Source organism: Ferrovibrio sp., assembly GCF_002796975.1.
Taxonomy (GTDB): Bacteria; Pseudomonadota; Alphaproteobacteria; order Ferrovibrionales; family Ferrovibrionaceae; genus Ferrovibrio.
On record NZ_PEKV01000016.1, the window covers coordinates 34,171 to 55,125 of the forward strand.

Sequence of the window (20,955 nt, forward strand, 5' to 3'; positions counted from 1 at the left end):
GCTGGACGGGNNACAGCTTCGCTGATGCCGGGCACGGCTTCCAGATCGGTCAGGCCGGCACGCGACACCGCCTTGGCCGAGCCGAAATGCAGCAGCAGAGCCTTCTTGCGGGCCGCCCCGATTCCCGCGATCTCGTCGAGCGGCGAGCGGATCTGGTCCTTGGCACGCTTGGTACGGTGCGTGCCGATGGCAAAGCGGTGTGCTTCGTCGCGCAGCCGTTGTAGGAAAAACAACACAGGGTGGCGCGGTTCCAGCATGAAGGGCTCGCGGCCGGGCAGGAAGAACTGCTCGCGTCCGGCATTGCGTTCCGGTCCCTTGGCGATGCCGACCACCGGCACATCCTCGACGCCTAGTTCCTGCATCACCTGCATGACGGCCGCGAGCTGACCCTTGCCGCCGTCGATCAGCAGCAGATCGGGCCAGTCGGCGGCATTCTCGTCTTCGGCATCCTCTTTCAGCAGGCGCTGGAAGCGGCGGGTCAGCACCTCGCGCATCATGCCGTAGTCGTCGCCGGGCTCGATATCCTCGCCCTTGATGTTGAATTTGCGATAGGCGTTCTTGCGCAGGCCTTCCGGCCCGGCAACGATCATGCCGCCCACTGCGTGACGCCCCATGATGTGGCTGTTGTCGTAAACCTCGATCCGCTGCGGTGGCGCATCGAGGCCGAACAGGTCGGCCACGCCCTGCAGAAGCTGCTGTTGCGATGCGGCCTCGGCCAGCCGGCGGCGCAGGGCGTCGCGCGCGTTGGTCACCGCATAGTCGACAAGATCGCGCTTGGTGCCGCGCTGCGGCACATGCAGTTCCACCCTGTGACCGCTGTTCTTGCCCAGCGCTTCCTCGATCAGATCGCTATTCTCAACCGGGTCGCTCAGTAGGATCAGGCGCGGTGCCTCGCGCTGGGCATAAAATTGCCCGATGAAGGCATCCAGCACCTCGCTGATCTCGACATCGCGGGTATGGGCGGGGAAATACGAACGGTTGCCGAAATTCTGCCCGGCGCGGAAGAAGAATATCTGGATGCAGACCAGTCCGCCCTCGGCATGTACGGCGATGACATCGGCATTCTCGATGTCGGTGATGTTGATGTCCTGCTTCTGGGTGATATGCGCCAGCGCACGGATGCGGTCGCGCAGTTCGGCGGCGGTTTCGTAGTCCCGCTCGTCAGCAGCGGCTTGCATGCGACCCTGCCAGATATCCAGTACCTGGCGGTTCTTGCCCGACAGGAAGCCTTTCGCCTCGTCCACCACCTTCAAGTAGTCGGGTTCGCTGATACGGCCGACGCAGGGGGCGGTGCAGCGCTTGATCTGGTATTGCAGACAGGGCCGGCTGCGCCCGGCAAATTCGCTGTCGCTGCAGCTGCGCAACGGGAATGCCCGCGACATGGCGTTCAAGGTCACATGCACGGCGCCGGTGGAGGCGAAGGGGCCGAAATAATCGCCCGGGACGTCGCGTGCGCCGCGATGCTTGGTGATCGCCGGATAGGGATGGTCGTGTGCCACCAGGATATAGGGGAAGGATTTGTCGTCCTTCAGCAGCACGTTGAAGGGTGGCTGCACCTGCTTGACCAGGTTGGCTTCCAGCAGCAGCGCTTCCGCCTCGGTATGGGTGGTGGTGACTTCGACCGCACAGACCTGCCGCACCATGCGCTGGATGCGGACCGTCAGACCCTGCAACTTTGTGTAGGAGGTGACGCGCTTGCGCAGCGACCGGGCCTTGCCGATGTAGAGGACGTCGCCGCGCGCATCGAGCATGCGATACACGCCGGGCCCCATCGGCAGCGTCGCAAGATGACGCTGGATCACCGCCGCGCCAATTTCAGCAGGCAGCAGCCCTGTCTGTGGCTCGACGGTGGGGTCTTCACTCATACGCATCACCATACTGACAAAAACCTAATGATTGCACGGTGTTGACAAAAGCATCCCAAGGCTGTGGATAACTGTGTGGGGAAACATTGGCTGAATCGCCGCGTTGTAGCGGGCCGAAAATCAATACACCTCTGCGTAGTGCGCGGCGGTTTTGGGTAATGAACTGACAGATAAAGGGAAAGTCGGGTTATCCACAGAGCAGTGCATTATCAATCCGGTGCTGCGAGTCGCTCCGACTCGGCTGTTGACCCTGTGTACAACCTCGGCGGCAACAGGAAACAGCCTGCAAAGTCAAGCGCTAGTTCGATCGCCCCGAGGGGCGAGGCGTCAGCCCCGGCGGCGTTCGATTTCGACGCCCACGCCGGCGGCTTCGGCAATCGCATCCGGCTTTTCCACCCGCACGCGGGCGCGCAATACGCGCGGATCGCTCAGGCACAGGCCGGCCAGCTTTTCGGCCAGCGTCTCCACGAGGCCGACATGACCTTCGGCCAGCAACGCCTTGGTCCGCTGCACCAGGTTGTCGTAGCAGACCACCTCGCCATAGGAGCGCGGCGGCGCACCCGGCGTCTCGGCCACCCAGAGATCCAGATTGATCAGGATTTTCTGCGGCTTGTCGTCTTCACCGGCATAGACGCCGATCAGGGCGTCCAGCAGCAGGTCGCGCACGAAGACCCGCCGGGCCGGCTGGCTGGCCTCGGCAATTGCGGGAACCGGGATTTCGGCCCAGGCGGCGCGGGCGCGATCATGGATTGTCATGTCAGTCCTCCAGCGCTATCCGGGCGGCGGGCAGGGGTCCGCCGGGCTGCTGCCAAGGCAGATGCTGGCCGCCGTCCAGGGCGATCATCTGGCCCGTCACGGCCGGAGCGTCAAGCAGGAAACCGATGGCTGCGGCAATCTCGCCCGGCTCCGCCCCGCGCTTCAGCGGCGTGCTGTCCCACTGCTTGCGGAACTGCTCCTCGGTCTGGTGCGGGCTGGGCAGCACCGGGCCCGGCCCGATGGCATTGACCCGGATCCGGGGCGCCAGCGCCATGGCCAGCGTCTGGGTCAGGGTCCACAACCCGGCCTTGGAGACTGTGTAGGAGGCGAAATGCGGCGTCAGGCGCCAGACCCGCATGTCGACCATGTTGATGATATTGCCGGGCGTACCGTCAGGCAGCTGCGCGGCGAAAGCCTGGCTCAGGAAGAAGGGCGCTTTCAGGTTGGTGTCGAGATGGCGTTCCCAGCTCTCCTCGGTGGCGGTCTCGATATGGTCGTAATCGAACAGCGAGGCGCTGTTTACCAGCAGTGACAACGGCCCGAGCGCGCTGGAGGCCTGCGCCACCAGCCCGCTGACGGCGGCATGATCGGCCAGATCGGCCTGCACGATGGCCGCATGGCCGCCTGCCTGGGTAATTTCGCGCACCACAGCGTCAGCCTCGTCGCGCGAGCGGTTGCAATGCACGGCGACGCGATAGCCGCGGCCGGCGAGGTGCAGCGCGATGGCGCGGCCGATGCGGCGGCCGGCGCCGGTGACCAGGGCAGTCGGAGCCTGAGCAGAAACGGTCATCAGCGTTTGCTTCCACGATAGGCGCGGCGCGATCCAGCGCGACCGGCAGTGGAGCGCCCGGCCGGACGCGGCACCGTGGCGGCATCTTCCGAGAAGCCGGCCGGCTTGCGATTCTGGATACTGATTTCCAGCTCGTTCATCTCCAGCCGCTTGATCTCGTCGCGCAGACGGGCAGCTTCCTCGAATTCGAGATTGCCGGCCGCGTCCTGCATGCGCTTCTCAAGGTCATCGAGGTGTGCCTTCAGGTTGTTGCCGACCAGATGGCCGCCGCTGGCGGCACCGGCATCGACGGTGAAGTGATCCTGCTCATACACCGACTGCAGGATATCGCCGATCTGCTTCTTCACGCTTTCCGGCGTGATGCCATTCTCTTCGTTATAGGCCTGCTGCTTGGTGCGGCGGCGCGCAGTCTCATCCAGCGCGCGCTGCATGCTGTTGGTGATCTTGTCGGCATAGAGGATGGCGCGGCCCTCGACGTTACGCGCAGCGCGACCGATGGTCTGGATCAGCGAGGTTTCCGAGCGCAGGAAGCCCTCCTTGTCGGCATCCAGGATCGCCACCAGTGCACATTCGGGAATATCCAGGCCCTCGCGCAGCAGGTTGATGCCGATCAGGATGTCGAACACGCCCAACCGCAGGTCGCGCAGAATTTCGATACGCTCCAGCGTTTCGATGTCGGAATGCAGGTAGCGCACCTTGAGGCCGACTTCGGTCATGTATTCGGTGAGGTCTTCCGCCATGCGCTTGGTCAGGGTGGTGACCAGCACGCGATGGCCCTTTTTTACCATCTCCTTGCATTCGGCCAGCAGATCGTCGACCTGATGCTCGACCGGGCGGATTTCGGTCACGGGATCGATCAGGCCGGTCGGGCGGATCACCTGCTCGGAGAAGACGCCGCCGGTGCGTTCCATTTCCCATTTGCCCGGTGTGGCCGAGACGAACACGCTCTGCGGCCGCAGCTGCTCCCATTCCTTGAAACGCAGCGGCCGGTTGTCGATGCAGGACGGCAGGCGGAAGCCGTATTCGGCCAGCGTGGCCTTGCGCCGGAAGTCGCCGCGGAACATGCCGCCGATCTGCGGCACCGTGACATGGCTTTCATCGACGAACAGCAGCGCGTTGTCGGGCAGGTATTCGAACAGGGTCGGCGGCGGTGCGCCGGGCCCGCGACCGGTGAGATAGCGGGAATAATTCTCGATGCCGGCGCAGGCGCCGGTCGCCACCATCATCTCGAGGTCGAAGCTGGTGCGCTGCTCCAGCCGCTGGGCTTCCACCAGCCGGCCCATCTTCATCAGCTGGTCGAGCCGCAGCCGCAGGTCGACCTTGATCTGCTCGATGGCCTGGTTCAGCGTCGGCTTCGGCGTCACATAGTGGCTGTTGGCATACAGCTTCACAGCTTCGACAGTGTCGGTCTTGTGGCCGGTCAGCGGATCGAATTCGACGATGCTTTCCAGCTCGTCGCCGAACAGCGACAGGCGCCAGGCGCGGTCTTCCATATGCGAGGGGAAGATTTCCACGCCATCGCCGCGCACGCGGAAGGCGCCGCGTGCGAAGGCCGTGTCATTGCGGCGGTATTGCAGTTCCACCAGCCGGCGCAGCAGCGTGTCGCGGTCGATGCGGTCGCCGGCCTTCAGGCTCAGCGTCATTTCCGAATAGGTTTCGACCGAGCCGATACCGTAGATGCAGGACACCGAGGCGACGATGATCACGTCGTCGCGTTCGAGCAACGCGCGCGTCGCCGAATGGCGCATGCGGTCGATCTGCTCGTTCACCGACGAGTCTTTCTCGATGTAGGTGTCGCTGCGCGGCACATAGGCTTCGGGCTGGTAGTAGTCGTAATACGAGACGAAGTATTCCACCGCGTTGTTGGGGAAGAAGGACTTCATTTCTCCATAAAGCTGCGCTGCCAGCGTTTTGTTCGGCGCCAGGATCAGGGCCGGGCGTTTCGACCTGGCGATGATCTGCGCCATGGTGAAGGTCTTGCCCGAACCGGTGACCCCGAGCAGCACCTGATCGCGCTCCTGGTTCATCACGCCTTCGGTCAGTTCGGCGATGGCGGTCGGCTGGTCGCCCTTGGGGACATAGGGGGCCTGCAGGTCATAGGCGATACCGCCCTCGCTCTTGTCGGGGCGCGGCGGGCGGTGCGGCACGAAATCCGGGAAATTCGCATCGGCGAAACGGTCCGGATCCTCGATCTGGCGTTCCATGCTCTGAATGACGGGGGGCTGGCTCATGGCTGCCAATATGGGGCGGGATGCGCCTGTCGCCAAGGCGCCGAGGGGCCGGGAATCGGCGCTGAAACCCATCGGATGCCCTGCTGCTGCCACAGTCTGGCAAGACCTTCCGGGCCGTTTGGCCCTCGGGTATACAAGGGCCCGAGGAGATTTCATCCATGACCGTTATCGTTACCGGCGGCGCCGGCTTCATCGGCTCTGCCCTGGTCCGCCGGCTCAATGCGCAGAAGCGCCGGGTCGTCACCATCGACAAGCTGACCTATGCCGGCAACCCGGACAATATTGCGAAGCTGCCGCATCCCGAACTGCACAGTTTCGAGCAGGTGGACATCTGCGACCGCGCAGCCATCAAGCGCATCTATGCCGAGGTGCAGCCGCAGGCGGTCTATCACCTGGCGGCAGAAAGCCATGTCGACCGCTCGATCGACAGCCCGGCGCCGTTCATCGAGACCAATGTGAACGGCAGCCTGGTGCTGCTGGAGGCGGCGCTGGATCACTGGCGCGGTCTGGACGCCACCGCGAAGACCCAGTTCCGCCATCTGCAGGTCTCGACCGACGAAGTCTACGGCGAACTCGGCGCGACCGGGTTCTTCGACGAGAACAGCTCCTACAAACCGAATTCGCCCTATGCCGCCAGCAAGGCCTCGTCCGACCATCTGGCGCGCGCCTTCGGCCGCACCTACGGCCTGCCGGTGATGGTCACCAACTGCGGCAACAACTATGGCCCCTACCAGTTTCCGGAAAAGCTGATCCCGCTCACCGTGCTGAATGCGCTGGAGGGCAAGACCCTGCCGATCTACGGCAAGGGCGAACAGGTGCGCGACTGGATCCATGTCGAGGATCATGCCGCCGCCCTGCAGATGGCGATGGAAAAGGGCCGGGCCGGCGAGACCTATCTGATCGGCTCGCGCGGCGAACAGCGCAACATCGACCTGGTGCACAAGCTTTGCGCCGCGCTGGACGGTCTGGTGCCGCGGCAGGACGGCAGGAGCTATGCGACCCAGATCGCCTTCGTCACCGACCGGCCGGGCCATGACGCCCGCTACGCCATCGACCCGTCCAAGGCCGAACGCGAGTTGGGCTGGAAGCCGGCGCATACGCTGGAGGCCGGCCTTCAGGCGACGCTGCAGTGGTATCTCGACAATTCGGCCTGGTGCCGCCGCGCCACGCAGGCCTACGACCGGGGCCGCATCGGTCTTGGCTAAGCCCGTTACGTCCCATTTCGAGGCCAGTTTCGTCCCGTTGGGAGCCTATTCCGGCCTGTTTGAGCCAGTTAGCGCCTGTTAGAGCCAGCTCCGGCCAGTTTCGTCCTGTTTCATCCCGCATAAGCCCTTGGCATTGCGTACCAAGTCGTTGATTTTCTGATCCACGATGTCCAACAGCGAGGCATTTCCAGCCATGAGATTGTCTCCGTGCATGGCTGGGTATGCGAACAAATGTTCTCTTAATAGGAATAATATCATTTAAGCCAGCAGATTTCAAGGTCATGCTGGAGACTCCGTCGGATCGAACCTGGAAACGAAAACGGCCCGCCGAAGCGGGCCGTCTGCGTCAGGAGCGCGGTTGGGGTGGCTCAGGCCTTGTTGGCGCGCTTTGTCCACCAGTCCTGGATTTCGCCGACGATGCCTTTGCGGAAGGCCATCACCACCACGACAAAGATGAAGCCCTGAATCACCAGCACCCATTCGCCGAAGCCGGCGAGATAGTTCTGCATGGTGATAATCACCGCAGCGCCGACGACCGGGCCGAAGATCGTCCCCATGCCACCGACCAGCGTCATCAGCACGACTTCGCCCGACATCTGCCAGGTCACGTCGGTCAGTGAGGCCAGCTGGAAGACCAGCGCCTTGGTGGCACCGGCGAGGCCGGCCAGCGCGGCCGACAGCACGAAGGCCATCAGCTTGTAATGATCGACGCGGTAGCCGAGCGAGATGGCGCGCGGCTCGTTCTCGCGGATCGCCTTCAGCACCTGGCCGAAGGGCGAGTTCACGGTGCGCCAGATCAGCAGGAAGGCACCGGCAAAGATCGCCAGCACGACATAGTAGAAGGTCAGGTCGTCCTGGATGTTGATCAGGCCGAGGAAATGGCCGCGCGGGATGGCCTGGATGCCGTCCTCGCCGCCGGTGAATTTGGCCTGCAGGCAGTAGAAGAACACCATCTGCGACAGCGCCAGCGTGACCATGGCGAAGTAGATACCCTGGCGGCGGATGGCCAGCAGGCCGGTAACGAGGCCGAGCACGGCGCCGCAGGCGGTGCCGTACAGGATGCCGAGTTCGGGCGAGAAGCCCCAGGCCTTGACCGAGTAGCCGCCGACATAGGCGGCCAGGCCGAAGAACATGGCATGGCCGAAGGACAGCAGACCGACATAGCCGATCAGCAGGTTGAAGGCGCAGGCGAAGAGTGCGAAGCACAGCACCTTCATCAGGAAGACCGGGTAGATCGCAATCGGCGCCACCAGGCCGATGCCGATCAACACGGCAAACGCGATCAGTTCGCGGTTTTTAGCGCCAGCGGATTTCGATGTGACAGTGGCAGTAACGGCAGTGCTCATGGCCTTGTCCTTACTTGGGCGTGCCGAACAGACCGGCAGGCTTCACCATCAGCACAATGGCCATGACGATGAAGATCACGGTGTTGGAGGCTTCCGGATAGAAGACCTTGGTCAGGCCTTCGATGATGCCGAGCCCGAAGCCGGTGATGATTGCGCCAAGGATCGAGCCCATACCGCCGATCACCACCACGGCGAACACGATGATGATCAGGTTGGAGCCCATCAGCGGGCTGACGTTATAGGCGGGCGCGGCCAGCACGCCGGCCAGCGCAGCGAGGCCGACGCCGAAGCCGTAGGTCAGCGTGATCATGCGCGGCACGTTGATGCCGAAGGCCTGCACCAGATCGGGGCGTTCGGTGGCGGCGCGCAGGTAGGAGCCCAGTTTGGTGCGCTCGATCATGAACCAGGTGCCGAAGCAGATCACCAGCGAGGCGACCACAATCCAGGCACGGTAATTGGGCAGGAACATGAAGCTGAGGCGCGTGCCGCCCGGCAGCGGATTGGAATAGGGCAGGCCCGAGGAGCCGAACTGCTTGCGGAAGAAACCCTCGATCATCAGCGCCAGGCCGAAGGTGAGCAGCAGGCCGTAGAGGTGGTCGAGGTGATAGAGGCGCTTGAGCAGCAGCTTCTCCATCACGATGCCGGTGACGCCCACGATGATCGGCGCCAGCACCAGCGCCCCCCAGTAGGGAATGCCGGCCCATTCAAGCAGCATCCAGGCAGCGAAGGCACCCATCATATACTGGGCGCCATGAGTGAAATTGATGACGTTGAGCAGGCCGAAGATCACGGCCAGGCCGAGACTCATCATCGCATAGAAGGCACCATTGATCAGCCCCAGCAGCAGCTGGCCGAACAATGCCTGCGGCGGAATGCCGATTAACTCAAACAACATGCGATAATCCCCCGGAAGTAAATCGAAATGGTGCCGGCCGGTTGCCCGGCCGGCACCTCAGCTCAGGAGCCGATTAGCTCTTCACCAGCTCGCAGCCGCCGTCCTTGAGCGGACGGAAGGCTTCGGCAGCCGGGATGGTCTTCTTGACGGTGACGTAATCCCACGGCTTCTTGGACTCAGCCGGCTTCTTCACCTCGACCAGGTACATGTCGTGCATGTGGCGGCCGTCCTCGCGGATGGTGCCCTTGCCGAACAGCTTGTCTTCGGTCGGCATGCTCTTCATCTTGGCCACGACCTTGGCGCCATCGGCGTCAGACTTCATGGCTTCCACGGCCTTCAAGTAATGGATGACCGACGAGTAGATGCCGGCCTGCACCATGGTCGGATGCTTGCCGCCATTGGCAGCCGCAAACTCCTTGGCGAAGGCGCGGTTCGCGTCGTTCATGTCCCAGTACCAGGCGGTGGTGAAGTTCAGGCCCTGGGCGGTCTTGAGGCCCAGCGCATGAACGTCGGTGATGAACATCAGCATGCCCGCAAGCTTCTGACCGCCTTCGACGATGCCGAATTCAGCCGCCTGCTTGATCGAGTTGATGGTGTCGCCGCCGGCATTGGCGAGACCGACGATCTGCGCCTTCGAGGACTGCGCCTGCAGCAGGAAGGACGAGAAGTCGTTGGTCGACAGCGGGTGACGGACGGCGCCGACCACCGTGCCGCCATTCTTCTTCACGACGTCGCCGGTATCCTTCTCCAGCGCATGGCCGAAGGCATAGTCGGCGGTCAGGAAGTACCAGCTCTTGCCGCCGGTCTGCACGATGGCCTTGCCGGTGCCGTTGGCCAGCGCCCAGGTGTCGTAAGTCCAGTGGATGAAGTTGGCGTTGCAGGCCTTGCCGGTCAGGTCCGAGCTGGCCGGACCGGAGCCGAGGAACACCTTGTTCTTTTCCTTGGCGATCTGGGTGATGGCGAGCGCGACCGACGAGGTCGGCACGTCAACGATGACATCGACGCCATCGACGTCATACCACTGGCGGGCGATGTTCGAGCCGACGTCCGGCTTGTTCTGGTGGTCGGCGAAAACGACTTCCACCTTCAGGCCCTTCTTGGCGGCGCCGTAATCCTCGACCGCCTTCTTGGCAGCCCAGGTGCCGCCCGGACCGGACACGTCGGCATACAGGCCGGACTGGTCGTTCATGACGCCGATCTTGATCGTGCCATTGGTGTACTGCGCGTGGGCGCTACCCGCCGCGAGCAATACGGCCGTCGAGACGGCCAGAGTGTTCAAACGCATCGTTCCCTCCTTGGTTGAACCTGCCTGTTAAACGCCGAGATATGTCTCGAGCTTCTTTGTGCTTGTTGCGATCTGGTCATTGGCGATCATGTCGACCACCTTGCCATGCTCGACGATGTAGTGACGGTCGGCCACGGTGCTGGCGAAGCGGAAATTCTGTTCGACCAGCAGGATCGTATAGCCCTTTTCCTTGAGCAGCCGGATCATCGCACCGATCTGCTGCACGATCACAGGCGCCAGGCCTTCGGTCGGCTCATCCAGCAACAGGAGTGTCGCGCCGGTGCGCAGGATGCGGCCGATCGCCAGCATCTGCTGCTCGCCGCCAGACAGCTTGGTGCCCTGGCTTTTGAGGCGTTCCTTCAGGTTCGGGAAGATCTGGTAGATCTCTTCCAGGCTCATGCCGCCGCCCTTCACCACCGGCGGCAGCGTCAGGTTCTCGTAGACGTTCAAGCTGGAAAAGATGCCGCGCTCTTCGGGGCAGAAGGCCAGCCCCATCTTGGCGATCTTGTTCGACGGCAGCTGAATCAGTTCATCGCTGCCGAATTTCACCGACCCCTTGCGGTTCGGGATCATGCCCATGACCGCTTTCATGGTGGTGGTCTTGCCGGCGCCATTGCGGCCGAGCAGGGTGACGACCTCACCCTTTTTCACGTCGAACTGCATGCCGTGCAGGATATGGCTCTCGCCATACCAGGCATTCAGATCAGAAACGGCCAACTCAGTACCATTATGCATGGCCGGTCCCCATATAAGCTTCAATCACTTCCGGATTCTTCGACACCGTCTCGTAGTTGCCCTCGGCGAGGATTTCGCCACGGCGCAGCACGGTGATCGTATCGGACAATTTGGCGACGACGCTCAGATTATGCTCGACCATCAGTACGGTGCGGTTCTTCGCCACTGTTTTGATCAGGTCGGAAATCTTGTCGATATCCTCATGGCCCATACCGGCCATCGGCTCGTCCAGCAGCATCATTTCCGGCTCGAGCGCCAGCGTGGTGGCGATTTCCAGGGCGCGTTTGCGCCCGTATGGCAACTCCACCGCGGTATGCTTGCGGTATTCGATCAGGCCAACCGCTTTCAGCAGTTCCTCGGCGCGCTCGTTCAGCACATTCAGGCTGGTTTCCGGGCGCCAGAAATGGAAGCTGGTGCCCAGCGGGCGCTGCAGCGCCACGCGCACGTTTTCCAGCAGCGACAGATGCGGGAAAACCGCAGAAATCTGGAAAGAGCGCACCATGCCGCTGCGCGCGATATCGGCCGGCTTCTGGCTGGTGATGTCGCGGCCGTTATAGGTGATCTTGCCGCGGCTCGGGCTGAGGAATTTGGTCAGCAGGTTGAAGCAGGTGGTCTTGCCTGCACCATTGGGACCAATCAGTGCATGGATCGTGTGGCGCCGGACATTCAGATTGACGTCCTTCACCGCAATGAAGCCGGCGAATTCCTTGGTCAGACCTTCGGTCGTGAGAATATAGTCGTCGGCCATTATTTTCCCGAACGCTCGTTAATTTTTGCTCCCTGACGCCCGATGTTCTGGACGCGGTGCAAATCAAACGGGATTCGGGTGGGCTTGTAAATAGCCCTAGACCTACAATGTGTTGCGACAGGTTTAAGTAGATTTTGCCTAACTACGGGGCAGTTCGGTTGCGACGGTATCCGGCGACGCCGGACTGCCTGCCGTCTGGGTTGCTATTCTGGCCCGACGGGCAATCTGATGCTCGCGATAGGACAGGTAGGTGGCGCTGGCGAAGATGACGGTGCCGCCGATCCAGGTCCACATATCGGGCATCTGGCCGAAAAACAAAAAGCCGATGATCGAGGCCCAGATCAGCTTGGTGAAATCCAGCGGCATCAGCGCCGTGGTGTCGCCGTGGCGGAAAGCCTCGGTGAACAGCATATGGCCGGCCGAGCCGCAGGCACCGATCAGGAACATGATGCCGAGCTGCTCCCAGGTCGGCCACTGCCAGACGAACAGGGCGGCGACCAGCGTGATCGGCATCAGGAAGACCACCATGTAGGTGGCGATGGTCAGGCTGGAATCGGTGCGCGCCAGAATCTTGATGTCGAGCATCGAGCCGGCCCAGAGCACGGTTGAGCCGATCACCAGCATCGGACCAAGCCCGATCGGCACCATGCCAGGACGCAGCACCACGAGTGCGCCCAGGAATCCGATCGCCAGAGCGACCATACGGCGAACATGAATCCTCTCGTGCAGCACCAGCACCGCGCCGATCGTCATGAACAGCGGCGCGGTATAGGAAAGGGCCGTCGCCTCGGCCAGCGGCGTGATCGCCAGCGCCGTGAAGAACATCATCATCGATGTACTGTTCAGCGCGCCGCGCAGCGCATGCAAATGCAGCTTGGTGGTTTTGAAGGCGACGAAGCGGCTGCGGACGATTGCCGGCAGCAACACGAGGAAGCCAAAGAGATTGCGGAAAAACGCCACTTCGATCGGCGGCACCTCTTGCGAGGCTTTGGCGACCAAGGCATGCATGACGCAGAAACAGAGGGCTGAACCCGCCATCATCAGCATCGCCTTGGGGGGAGCTGAGACGGAACCAGCAGCGGGGATTTCGGACATCGGACCAGTGTTTCGCTAAAATCGTACCATTCCAGTTTGCCGGGCACAGGAACATTGCAAAAATTGCAACTCTCTCATGCGCTGCCCATCCAGGAGATTCTGGCCGAGGTTCGCGCGAACCTTTCACGGACCAGCAATCTCGTCGTGCAGGCGCCGCCGGGGTCGGGCAAGACAACGCTGCTGCCGCTCTCCCTGCTCGATGAAGCCTGGGCTGGTGCCGGTCGCATCATCGTGCTGGAACCGCGCCGGCTGGCGGCTCGCATGGCAGCCAGGCGCATGGCCGATCTGCTGGGCGAGGCCGTCGGCGAAACGGTCGGCTATCGCGTCCGGCTCGACACCAAAGTTGGCCCGAAGACCCGTATCGAACTCAATACCGATGGTGTGTTCCTGCGCCGGTTGCAGCGCGATCCCGAACTGCAGGGCGTCAGCGCGGTGCTGTTCGACGAATGCCATGAACGCGGCCTCGATTCCGACGCCAGCCTGGCGCTCTGCCTGGAAGCGCAGGCCGCGCTGCGGCCCGATCTGCGGCTGATCGCCATGTCGGCCACGCTGGATGCCGCGCCATTTGCGGCGCTGATGGGCAACTGTCCGGTGACGACCGGCGCCGGTCAAAGCTACCCGGTCGAAACCCACTGGCGCCCGGTCTCGCCGCAGGCCCGGCTCGATGCTGCAGTGGCGGAGCAGATTCAGGACGCGTTGCCGGAAACCGAGGGCGATCTGCTGGTCTTCCTGCCGGGTGTGGCCGAGATCCGGCATGTCGAGCGCCTGCTGGCCGAGGCAAGGCTCGCGCCGAATGTCAGCGTGCTGCCGCTCTACGGCGATCTGCCCGGTCCGCAACAGGACCAGGCGCTGCAACCCAGCCCGCCCGGCCGCCGCAAGATCGTGCTGTCCACGTCGATTGCCGAGAGCTCGCTCACCATCGAGGGCGTGCGCGTGGTGGTCGACAGCGGCTATATGCGCCAGCCGCGCTTCTCGCCCAGCACCGGCATGGCAAAGCTGGAAACCATCCGCGTCAGTCAGGCCTCGGCCGACCAGCGCCGCGGCCGTGCGGGGCGTCTCGGCCCCGGTATCTGCTATCGGCTCTGGGCCGAAGCCGCGCATGGCGGACTGACGAAATTCACCGCGCCGGAAATCGCCGTCACCGACCTGACGCCGCTGGCGCTCGACCTTGCCGCCTGGGGCGTGCGTGACGCCAAAGCCTTGCCCTGGCTCGATCCGCCGCCGGATGGCGCGATGGCCTATGCACAGGATCTGCTGCGCGAGTTGGAGGCGGTCGATGAGGCGGGCGTGATCACGCCGCATGGCAAGGCAATGGCGGAGTTGCCGCTGCATCCGCGGCTGGCGCATATGGTGATCCGCGGTCATGCCCAGGATCTGGGCGGCCTGGCCTGCGCGCTGGCGGCGTTGCTGGGTGAGCGCGACATCGCGCGCGTGCCGCGCAGTACCGCACAAGGGGCGATCCGCGATGCCGATCTGCGCTGGCGGCTGGAAATCGTCGCCGGAGAATCCGAGCGCCATAGCGCCCCGCATGGCTTGCAGGTCGATATGAATGCCGTGCGGCAGATCCGCCAGCTGGCGCGCGACTGGCGGCGGCAGATCGGCGCCGCGCCGCATCAGGGTCCGGTCGACGATGCCGGTCTGCTGGTGGCGCTCGCCTATCCCGACCGGGTCGCGAAAAAGCGCGGTGGTGGCGGCAGCTTCCTGCTCAGCAACGGCCGCGGCGCCAGGCTCGATCCACTCGATGCGCTTAGCCGCGAGGAGTATCTGGCAGTGGCCGAAGTGGATGGCGCGCAGGCCGATGCGCGCGTCTTTCTGGCCGCGCCGATCGACGAGGCGACCATCGAAGCCCAGTTCGGTGCGGCAATTGCCGCGCGCGATGCCGTTGAATGGGATGACCGCAGCGGCGCCGTGCTGGCGCGGCGGCAGCGCCGGCTGGGCGCTCTGGTGTTGCGCGAAAAACCGCTGCCCAATCCGCCCGTCGAAGCCATTCGCGAAGCATTGCTTGAGGCCATCGCCAAACGCGGCCTCGACGTGTTGCCCTGGACACCCGGCCTGCGGCAATGGCAGGCCCGCGTGGCCCTGCTGCGCCAGCATCTCTCCGAGGCCACCGACTGGCCCGATATGAGCGATGCCGCCTTGATCGCGCGGCTTGCAGACTGGCTTGGTCCGTACCTCGACGGTGTCGCAAAACTTTCGCAGTTATCCGGTATCGATCTGCATGCGGCGCTGACCCATCAGCTCGACTACGCGCAGCAGAAGCGGCTGGAGGCCGAAGCGCCGACACATTGGCAGGTGCCGTCGGGTTCCAGCATTCCGCTCGACTATGTGCGGGGCGAGGTGCCGGTGCTGCCGGTGCGGCTGCAGGAGATGTTCGGTTATGCCGATACCCCGGCCATTGCGGGCGGTCGCGTGAAACTGGTGCTACATCTGCTCTCGCCGGCCCGCCGGCCGTTGCAAGTGACTAGCGATCTCGCCGGTTTCTGGCAAACGAGCTATCGCGCAGTGCGGGCAGAGATGCGGGGACAATACCCGAAACACGACTGGCCGGAAAATCCGCTTGCCGCGACGCCGACAGCGCGGGCAAAACCACGGATGCGATGATCAAATCGTTCTGGTGCTTGATTGTGCGCAGGCGCGCTCCGTAGGATCGAGTATGCAGATCGGCCGTCGTCAGGAAGTGCGTATCTTGTACGGCGATCCCGCCCACGGGTCGCGTGCATTGTATCGGCAGGCCATGATCGGCGCGGGTTTCAACAACCTGCGCGAATTCGACACGCTTGAAGGCTTCATCGATCTTGTCGCCGTCGCGCAGCCCGACCTGATCCTGATGGATATCGGTCTGCCGGGCGGCGATGTCGCGCAGCTCGTTTCCGGCCTGCGGCATGGACGGCTCGGCATCAATCCCTATCTGCCGGTGATCCTCACCACCTGGGAGGCCGAACGTTCGGTGGTGCGGCGGCTGGCCGATTCAGGACCGGACGACCTGCTGGTCAAGCCGCTGTCGACCAAGTCCTTGCTCGACCGGCTGGAAGCGGTCGCCATGAACCGCAAGCCCTTCGTGGTGACATCCGATTACATCGGGCCGGATCGCCGCCGCGTCGAAGCACGGCGCGAAAGCAATGTGCCGCTGTTCGACGTGCCCAATCCGATGCGTGCCAAGCTGACCGGCGAGGGTTTCGACGCCCGCATGCTGCAGCAGGCCGTGATGGCCATGAACGAACAGGTCAATCGCCAGCGTTTGCAGGCCTCGGCCTTCCGGATCGCTTTCGTTGCCGCGCAGATCGTGCCGCTCTACAAGGCGCAGACGATGCCGGATGCTCATACGCTGACCATGCTGCGCGACCTGATCGCATCCACTGAGGATATCAGGCAGCGCATCGTCGATACCGATCTGGCGCATGTCGGCCAGCTCTGCGAGCGGCTGCTGATTCCGGCGCGACAGATGTATGAGCGCGGTGAGGATTTCGTCTTCACCCAGGACTGGCAGAAATCCTTCGATCTGCTGAAAACCCTGGGCGATGCGGTGCTGGCGTTCTTCAATCCCGACCGGGATACCGCCGCCCTGGCCGGCGAAGTCGCCCTTGCGATCGACCGCTTCCAGGCGCGCCGGGCAGCGCAGGAAGCCGGACAGTTGCCGCAGGCCTGATCGTCAGGCGACCGTCAGGTCGCGGCTGGCCTTGTAGAGGCCGCCATTGTCGTCGGTCCAGGTGAAGTCCAGGCGGCCGCTCTGGGTGCATTTCAGGAAAAACGACACATACGGATTGGCGGAGACTGCCGGTTCCAGCCGGGCCTCGAAGACCTGCCTGCCATTCAGCGTCACCGTCATCCGGTTGACGATCATGCGCGGGATGATTCTGCCGCCATCATCCTTGCGCTGGCCCGATTCCATCGGATGCGAGATCATCGTCTTGATTTCGATCACGTCGCCACGCTGGATGCCCTGGGGTATCCGGATGCGCGGCCTGATGTCTGTACTCATGCCATCTGCTCCGCGCTCAGTTGCAGCCGCCGATGGTGACCTTGACCTCGCGGGTCGCCACCCAGGCCGAGCCGTCGCTCAGTTCGGCCACCGCGATCACGGTCTGCGATTCCGCCAGGCGCATGCGCAGATGCACTTCCGCCTTGCCGTTGTCGGGGCCGAGCAGGAAGCTGGCAACGCCGGGCAGGGGATTACGCTCGGAGATGATATGGATGGCCCGCACGTGGTCGGTCGGGGTCATCGGGCTGTCGACCGCAACGGCGATCGGCACGCTGTTGCCATTCTCCGCGATCTCGGGAATGTCGATCCGCACCTTGCCGGCTTTGGGCGCGACCTTGACGAGCTCGCTGAGCAGCCTGCGCGCGGTGTCGGGTGTGGCTTCGGCGGCAGCAGGCGCGAATATGCAGGCGGTACCGATGGCAGCGACGGCCTGGCGGCGGCTCAGGCCGTGCTCACGCCTGGCCAGGTGAAGAGGTTCGCTCATGGCAGTGTCTTTCATGCTCCGGCGGCAAGCCTGCCGGCTGCGGGAGGGAAAGTCCATTGCCGGGGCGGCGCTAACGGATTTCTCGTTCTCTGCAGGCATAAAAAACGGCCCGGATCGCTCCGGGCCGTTCGCCTGCGCGTGCAGGGCGCGATCAGTGGTGGATATGCAGCGTCTCGTCCAGGCCGGTCGCGGCCAGCACCTGGAAGCCGCCGTCATAGACCATCTCGATGCCGACATAGACGATGATGGCGACGCCGATATAGCCAAGGATGCGGTACCTGTCGAGCAGGCCGGCAATCGCCTTGGAGGCGACGGCGGTCAGCGCGATCGACAGGACCAGGCCGAAGGCGAGGATATAGGGATACTGGCGCGCGGCACCCGCGACCGCCAACACGTTGTCGAGCGACATCGAGACATCGGCGATGACGATCTGCAGGATCGCATCGCGCATCGACTTCGGCGCCTCCTTGCCTTCGCCGCCGCCCTCGGCGTTATGGGCGCGCAGTTCCTTGAACATCTTGAAGGCGACCCAGAGCAGCAGCAGGCCGCCGAGCAGGATCAGGCCGATGATTGCCATCAGTTCGACCGCCACGGCGGTGAAGGCGAGGCGCAGCACGGTGGCGCCGATAATGCCCCAGAAGATGCCCTTGTTACGCTGCTCGGGTGCCAGGCCGGCAACGGCGAGGCCGATGACGATCGCATTGTCGCCCGACAACACGATGTTGATCATGATGACCTGGAAGAAAGCACTGACTTCGGCAGCGGACAGCGAGAAGCCGAACAGAGAAAAATCCATTGCAACGAACCTTATAGACGGAGAATAAAGATCACGGCGTTTCGGGGCGCGCACTCTAGGGGCAAACACAGATATGCGGTATCTGGTGCGCTTATTTGTTTATGTAAATTTTATTAGTTATGATTTTTTTATACGCAGTGCGGCATGGCTTGGCGGCTGCCGGCGGCTTTGTTACCTATCCGTCATCCCTTTCCAGTATCGTTGGCCATGACCATGGATTCAGCTTTGTTTACATTGGTTTCCGGTAGCAGTCCGCTGCTGGTGAACATTCCTCATGCCGGTCTCGGCCTGAATCCCGGTCTGGCCGGCCGCCTGACACCGTCAGCAGCTCGCCTGGCCGATACCGACTGGCATGTGGAGAAGCTGTATGGCTTCGCGCCCGCACTTGGTGTCGGCCTGATGGCGGCGACTCATTCGCGCTATGTTGTCGACCTGAATCGCGATCCGGACGGCAAGCCGCTCTATCCCGGCGCCGACAATACCGAACTCTGTCCTACGCGCGGCTTCGATGGCGAACCGCTGTATCGCGAGGGCGCGGCGCCGGATGCCGCCGAAGTGGCCCGCCGTGCCGATGCCTACTGGCGGCCATATCATGCCCGGCTGGCGGCTGAACTCGATGCGATCCGCAGCCGCCATGGCTATGCCATCCTGCTCGACGGCCACAGCATCATCAGCGAGGCGCCGCGCTTTTTCGAGGGCAGGCTGCCCGACCTCAATCTCGGCACCGATGAAGGCCGCAGCTGCGATCCGGGACTGGCTGCCGCAGCCTATGGCGTGCTCAGTGGCGCGCGCGGCTTCACGAGTATTCATAATGGCCGCTTCAAGGGCGGCTATATCACACGGCATTACGGCCGCCCTGCCGAACGCGTACATGGCCTGCAACTGGAGATCGCACAAAGCTGTTATATGGACGAGCGCAATCTCGAACACTGGGATGCGCAACGGGCGGCGCCGCTGACCGCGGTGCTGCGGCAGCTGGTGGAGACGTTGCTGCACTGGACTCCGGCCCGGACGAACGGGCCATGAGCGATCAGCCGGCCGGCACGCTGCGGACCATGCGCTATCCGGTGATGCGCTGGCTGGCGCTGACGCTGATTCTCGGCATGCCGCTGGCCGGCGTGATCGGCATCGCCTGGATGAGCGACGCTGTATCGACACGGGCGGCCTGGGCGATCGCGCTGCCGATCCTCGGCATCATCGCGCTGTTTTCCGCCTGGCACACCCTGGCGGCCTGGCGCGTGCTGCGCAGCACCGACGAGATCGCCGGCATGGGGCAGCGCACCACCGGCAGCGACTGGGATGCGCTCACCATGATCGGCGAACTCGGCGTCACGATGGAGCGCCTGCGTCAGACGTTGCTGGATGAAAAAGGCCAGGTGGCGCTGCAGACCACCACGGCAGATGCAATCCTGAATGCGCTGCCCGATCCGGTTCTGCTGCTGGATGGCCAGCGTACGATTGCACGAGCCAATTTCGCCGCGCGCAAATTTTTCGGCAACGACATCGTCGGCAACGACCTGACCGTGGCGCTGCGCCATCCGACCGTGCTGGATGCCGCCGACAGCGTGCTGAGCGGCGAGACCGGTATGGCGGCGGCAGACCTGAATCTGCCGGTGCCGGACGGCCGCAGCTTCTCGGTCCGCGTCGTGGCCCTGCCGGCGGCGCGCGAAGACACCGCGGCGGTGCTGGCGCTGCACGATCTCACCTCGCTGCGCAAGGCCGAGAAAATGCGCGCCGATTTCGTCGCCAATGCCAGCCACGAATTGCGCACGCCGCTGGCGTCTCTGGTCGGTTTCATCGAGACGCTGCTCGGCCCGGCCAAGGACGACGAGCCGGCCCGCATCCGTTTCCTCGGGATCATGCGCGACCAGGCCGGTCGCATGTCGCGCCTGATCCAGGATCTGCTGTCGCTGTCGCAGATCGAGATGCGCGAGCATGACCAGCCGTCCGAGGTGCTGGCGCTGGCCCCGCTGCTGCGCGACGTAGCCGCGGCACTGGAACCGCAGGCCAAAGCCAAGCAGATGCAGATCAGGCTGGATCTGAACGACGCCGTGGCGCCGGTGGCGGGCGCACGCGACGAACTGATGCAGGTGTTCCAGAACCTGATCGACAACGCGATCAAATATGGCCGGGCGGAGACGCAGGTTGAAGTCCGGCTGGGCGAACGGGATGGCGGCTGGATCGAAGTCGGCATCCGCGACCATGGCGACGGCATCCCCCGCGAACACCTGCCGCGCCTCACCGAGCGATTCTACCGCGTCGACTCGGCGCGCAGCCGCGATCTCGGCGGAACGGGACTTGGCCTTGCGATTGTGAAGCACATTATCAAGCGCCACCGCGGTCGGCTTGTCATCGAATCCGAGATGGGAAAAGGCAGCGAATTCATGGTCCGGATGCCCGGGGCAGATCTGTCCCGATAGGCAGGCGGAATTCCGTGAGAAATAGGAGGGAGAAAAAGTTCGCCCTCTACAAATGCTGATAAGGTCCGGGTATCAATTTCTAAATATAAATCGGATTTAAGTATTTATAGAGAAATATATACATGAGAATTGAAGTATTAATGATTGGTATAATCTGAGAATGTAATAAATATCCCAATTATATTCATATTTATTTCTATAGAATTTATAGAGCAGTGGAATAATTATTACTATTTTCTTTTCGGATATTTTCTTTCGATCACAGTGTGACAAAGCTTCACTGTGGCGATTCTCGCAAGTGTCATATTCCTGCAAACTAAGGGTC

At 63.1% G+C, this 20,955-nt stretch carries 17 protein-coding genes and 1 pseudogene; 5 read left to right on the forward strand and 13 right to left on the reverse strand.

Going from position 1 to position 20,955, the window contains the following annotated elements:
- Window positions 1-5: 5 nt before the first annotated feature.
- The 4 genes and pseudogenes from uvrC to uvrB form a co-directional block, all read right to left on the reverse strand.
- A pseudogene (uvrC, locus tag CTR53_RS17970) lies at window positions 6-1,877 on the reverse strand (excinuclease ABC subunit UvrC); the annotation flags it as partial.
- A 315-nt stretch (window positions 1,878-2,192) separates the two neighbouring features.
- Entirely contained in the window at window positions 2,193-2,621 is a 429-nt protein-coding gene (gene folB, locus CTR53_RS17975; protein ID WP_290816717.1) for a dihydroneopterin aldolase, read from the reverse strand.
- A gap of 1 nt (window position 2,622) precedes the next feature.
- On the reverse strand, window positions 2,623-3,411 hold the full coding sequence (locus CTR53_RS17980; protein ID WP_290816719.1) for an SDR family oxidoreductase: 789 nt from the start codon (window positions 3,409-3,411) through the stop codon (window positions 2,623-2,625).
- On the reverse strand, window positions 3,411-5,642 hold the full coding sequence (gene uvrB / locus CTR53_RS17985) for an excinuclease ABC subunit UvrB (RefSeq protein WP_367158997.1): 2,232 nt from the start codon (window positions 5,640-5,642) through the stop codon (window positions 3,411-3,413). Before uvrB ends, CTR53_RS17980 begins: the two co-directional genes overlap by 1 nt.
- 158 nt (window positions 5,643-5,800) lie before the next feature.
- Here uvrB and rfbB point away from each other — a divergent pair, with 158 nt between their 5' ends.
- Window positions 5,801-6,847 (forward strand): dTDP-glucose 4,6-dehydratase, encoded by a 1,047-nt coding sequence (gene rfbB / locus CTR53_RS17990; RefSeq protein WP_290816725.1) that lies wholly within the window; start codon window positions 5,801-5,803, stop codon window positions 6,845-6,847.
- A 368-nt stretch (window positions 6,848-7,215) separates the two neighbouring features.
- Here rfbB and CTR53_RS17995 read toward each other — a convergent pair whose 3' ends face one another.
- The 6 genes from CTR53_RS17995 to CTR53_RS18020 form a co-directional block, all read right to left on the reverse strand.
- Entirely contained in the window at window positions 7,216-8,193 is a 978-nt protein-coding gene (locus CTR53_RS17995) for a branched-chain amino acid ABC transporter permease (RefSeq protein ID WP_290816728.1), read from the reverse strand.
- A gap of 10 nt (window positions 8,194-8,203) precedes the next feature.
- Complete coding sequence (locus CTR53_RS18000) at window positions 8,204-9,088, reverse strand: branched-chain amino acid ABC transporter permease (protein ID WP_367158998.1); 885 nt, start codon at window positions 9,086-9,088, stop codon at window positions 8,204-8,206.
- Window positions 9,089-9,161: 73 nt separating this feature from the next.
- Complete coding sequence (locus CTR53_RS18005) at window positions 9,162-10,373, reverse strand: ABC transporter substrate-binding protein (RefSeq protein WP_290816731.1); 1,212 nt, start codon at window positions 10,371-10,373, stop codon at window positions 9,162-9,164.
- 27 nt (window positions 10,374-10,400) lie between these two features.
- Complete coding sequence (locus CTR53_RS18010) at window positions 10,401-11,036, reverse strand: ABC transporter ATP-binding protein (RefSeq protein ID WP_290816767.1); 636 nt, start codon at window positions 11,034-11,036, stop codon at window positions 10,401-10,403.
- Between the two features lie 64 nt (window positions 11,037-11,100).
- Window positions 11,101-11,859, reverse strand: a complete 759-nt coding sequence (locus CTR53_RS18015; protein ID WP_367159000.1) for an ABC transporter ATP-binding protein — start codon at window positions 11,857-11,859, stop codon at window positions 11,101-11,103.
- A 135-nt stretch (window positions 11,860-11,994) separates the two neighbouring features.
- A complete protein-coding gene (locus CTR53_RS18020) occupies window positions 11,995-12,897 on the reverse strand; it encodes an EamA family transporter (protein WP_290816737.1) in 903 nt (300 codons plus the stop codon).
- A gap of 117 nt (window positions 12,898-13,014) precedes the next feature.
- Here CTR53_RS18020 and hrpB point away from each other — a divergent pair, with 117 nt between their 5' ends.
- Entirely contained in the window at window positions 13,015-15,552 is a 2,538-nt protein-coding gene (gene hrpB, locus CTR53_RS18025) for an ATP-dependent helicase HrpB (RefSeq protein WP_290816740.1), read from the forward strand.
- Between the two features lie 52 nt (window positions 15,553-15,604).
- Window positions 15,605-16,597, forward strand: a complete 993-nt coding sequence (locus tag CTR53_RS18030) for a response regulator (protein ID WP_290816743.1) — start codon at window positions 15,605-15,607, stop codon at window positions 16,595-16,597.
- A 3-nt stretch (window positions 16,598-16,600) separates the two neighbouring features.
- Here the strand turns inward: CTR53_RS18030 and soxZ are convergent, their stop codons facing one another.
- The 3 genes from soxZ to CTR53_RS18045 all read right to left on the reverse strand — a co-directional run bounded on the left by soxZ (window position 16,601) and on the right by CTR53_RS18045 (window position 18,210).
- Window positions 16,601-16,930, reverse strand: a complete 330-nt coding sequence (soxZ, locus tag CTR53_RS18035; RefSeq protein WP_290816746.1) for a thiosulfate oxidation carrier complex protein SoxZ — start codon at window positions 16,928-16,930, stop codon at window positions 16,601-16,603.
- A 16-nt stretch (window positions 16,931-16,946) separates the two neighbouring features.
- On the reverse strand, window positions 16,947-17,414 hold the full coding sequence (locus CTR53_RS18040; protein ID WP_290816749.1) for a thiosulfate oxidation carrier protein SoxY: 468 nt from the start codon (window positions 17,412-17,414) through the stop codon (window positions 16,947-16,949).
- Window positions 17,415-17,565: 151 nt separating this feature from the next.
- Window positions 17,566-18,210: a TerC family protein gene (locus tag CTR53_RS18045; protein WP_290816752.1), complete on the reverse strand. Its 645-nt coding sequence runs from the start codon at window positions 18,208-18,210 to the stop codon at window positions 17,566-17,568.
- A 213-nt stretch (window positions 18,211-18,423) separates the two neighbouring features.
- Here CTR53_RS18045 and hutG point away from each other — a divergent pair, with 213 nt between their 5' ends.
- Entirely contained in the window at window positions 18,424-19,236 is an 813-nt protein-coding gene (gene hutG, locus CTR53_RS18050; protein ID WP_290816770.1) for an N-formylglutamate deformylase, read from the forward strand.
- Window positions 19,233-20,630, forward strand: coding sequence for an ATP-binding protein (locus tag CTR53_RS18055; protein ID WP_290816755.1), 1,398 nt, complete (start codon window positions 19,233-19,235; stop codon window positions 20,628-20,630). Before hutG ends, CTR53_RS18055 begins: the two co-directional genes overlap by 4 nt.
- Window positions 20,631-20,955: the final 325 nt, after the last annotated feature.

What these genes read in the sequence shown, in the direction of transcription:
- folB (WP_290816717.1), bottom strand. Translation starts at nt 2,621, where the DNA reads ATGACAATCCATGATCGCGCCCGCGCCGCCTGGGCCGAAATCCCGGTT.
- CTR53_RS17980 (WP_290816719.1), bottom strand. Translation starts at nt 3,411, where the DNA reads ATGACCGTTTCTGCTCAGGCTCCGACTGCCCTGGTCACCGGCGCCGGC.
- uvrB (WP_367158997.1), bottom strand. Translation starts at nt 5,642, where the DNA reads ATGAGCCAGCCCCCCGTCATTCAGAGCATGGAACGCCAGATCGAGGAT.
- rfbB (WP_290816725.1), top strand. Translation starts at nt 5,801, where the DNA reads ATGACCGTTATCGTTACCGGCGGCGCCGGCTTCATCGGCTCTGCCCTG.
- CTR53_RS17995 (WP_290816728.1), bottom strand. Translation starts at nt 8,193, where the DNA reads ATGAGCACTGCCGTTACTGCCACTGTCACATCGAAATCCGCTGGCGCT.
- CTR53_RS18000 (WP_367158998.1), bottom strand. Translation starts at nt 9,088, where the DNA reads ATGTTGTTTGAGTTAATCGGCATTCCGCCGCAGGCATTGTTCGGCCAG.
- CTR53_RS18005 (WP_290816731.1), bottom strand. Translation starts at nt 10,373, where the DNA reads ATGCGTTTGAACACTCTGGCCGTCTCGACGGCCGTATTGCTCGCGGCG.
- CTR53_RS18010 (WP_290816767.1), bottom strand. Translation starts at nt 11,036, where the DNA reads ATGCAGTTCGACGTGAAAAAGGGTGAGGTCGTCACCCTGCTCGGCCGC.
- CTR53_RS18020 (WP_290816737.1), bottom strand. Translation starts at nt 12,897, where the DNA reads ATGATGGCGGGTTCAGCCCTCTGTTTCTGCGTCATGCATGCCTTGGTC.
- CTR53_RS18030 (WP_290816743.1), top strand. Translation starts at nt 15,605, where the DNA reads ATGCAGATCGGCCGTCGTCAGGAAGTGCGTATCTTGTACGGCGATCCC.
- soxZ (WP_290816746.1), bottom strand. Translation starts at nt 16,930, where the DNA reads ATGAGTACAGACATCAGGCCGCGCATCCGGATACCCCAGGGCATCCAG.
- CTR53_RS18040 (WP_290816749.1), bottom strand. Translation starts at nt 17,414, where the DNA reads ATGAGCGAACCTCTTCACCTGGCCAGGCGTGAGCACGGCCTGAGCCGC.
- CTR53_RS18045 (WP_290816752.1), bottom strand. Translation starts at nt 18,210, where the DNA reads ATGGATTTTTCTCTGTTCGGCTTCTCGCTGTCCGCTGCCGAAGTCAGT.
- hutG (WP_290816770.1), top strand. Translation starts at nt 18,424, where the DNA reads ATGGATTCAGCTTTGTTTACATTGGTTTCCGGTAGCAGTCCGCTGCTG.
- CTR53_RS18055 (WP_290816755.1), top strand. Translation starts at nt 19,233, where the DNA reads ATGAGCGATCAGCCGGCCGGCACGCTGCGGACCATGCGCTATCCGGTG.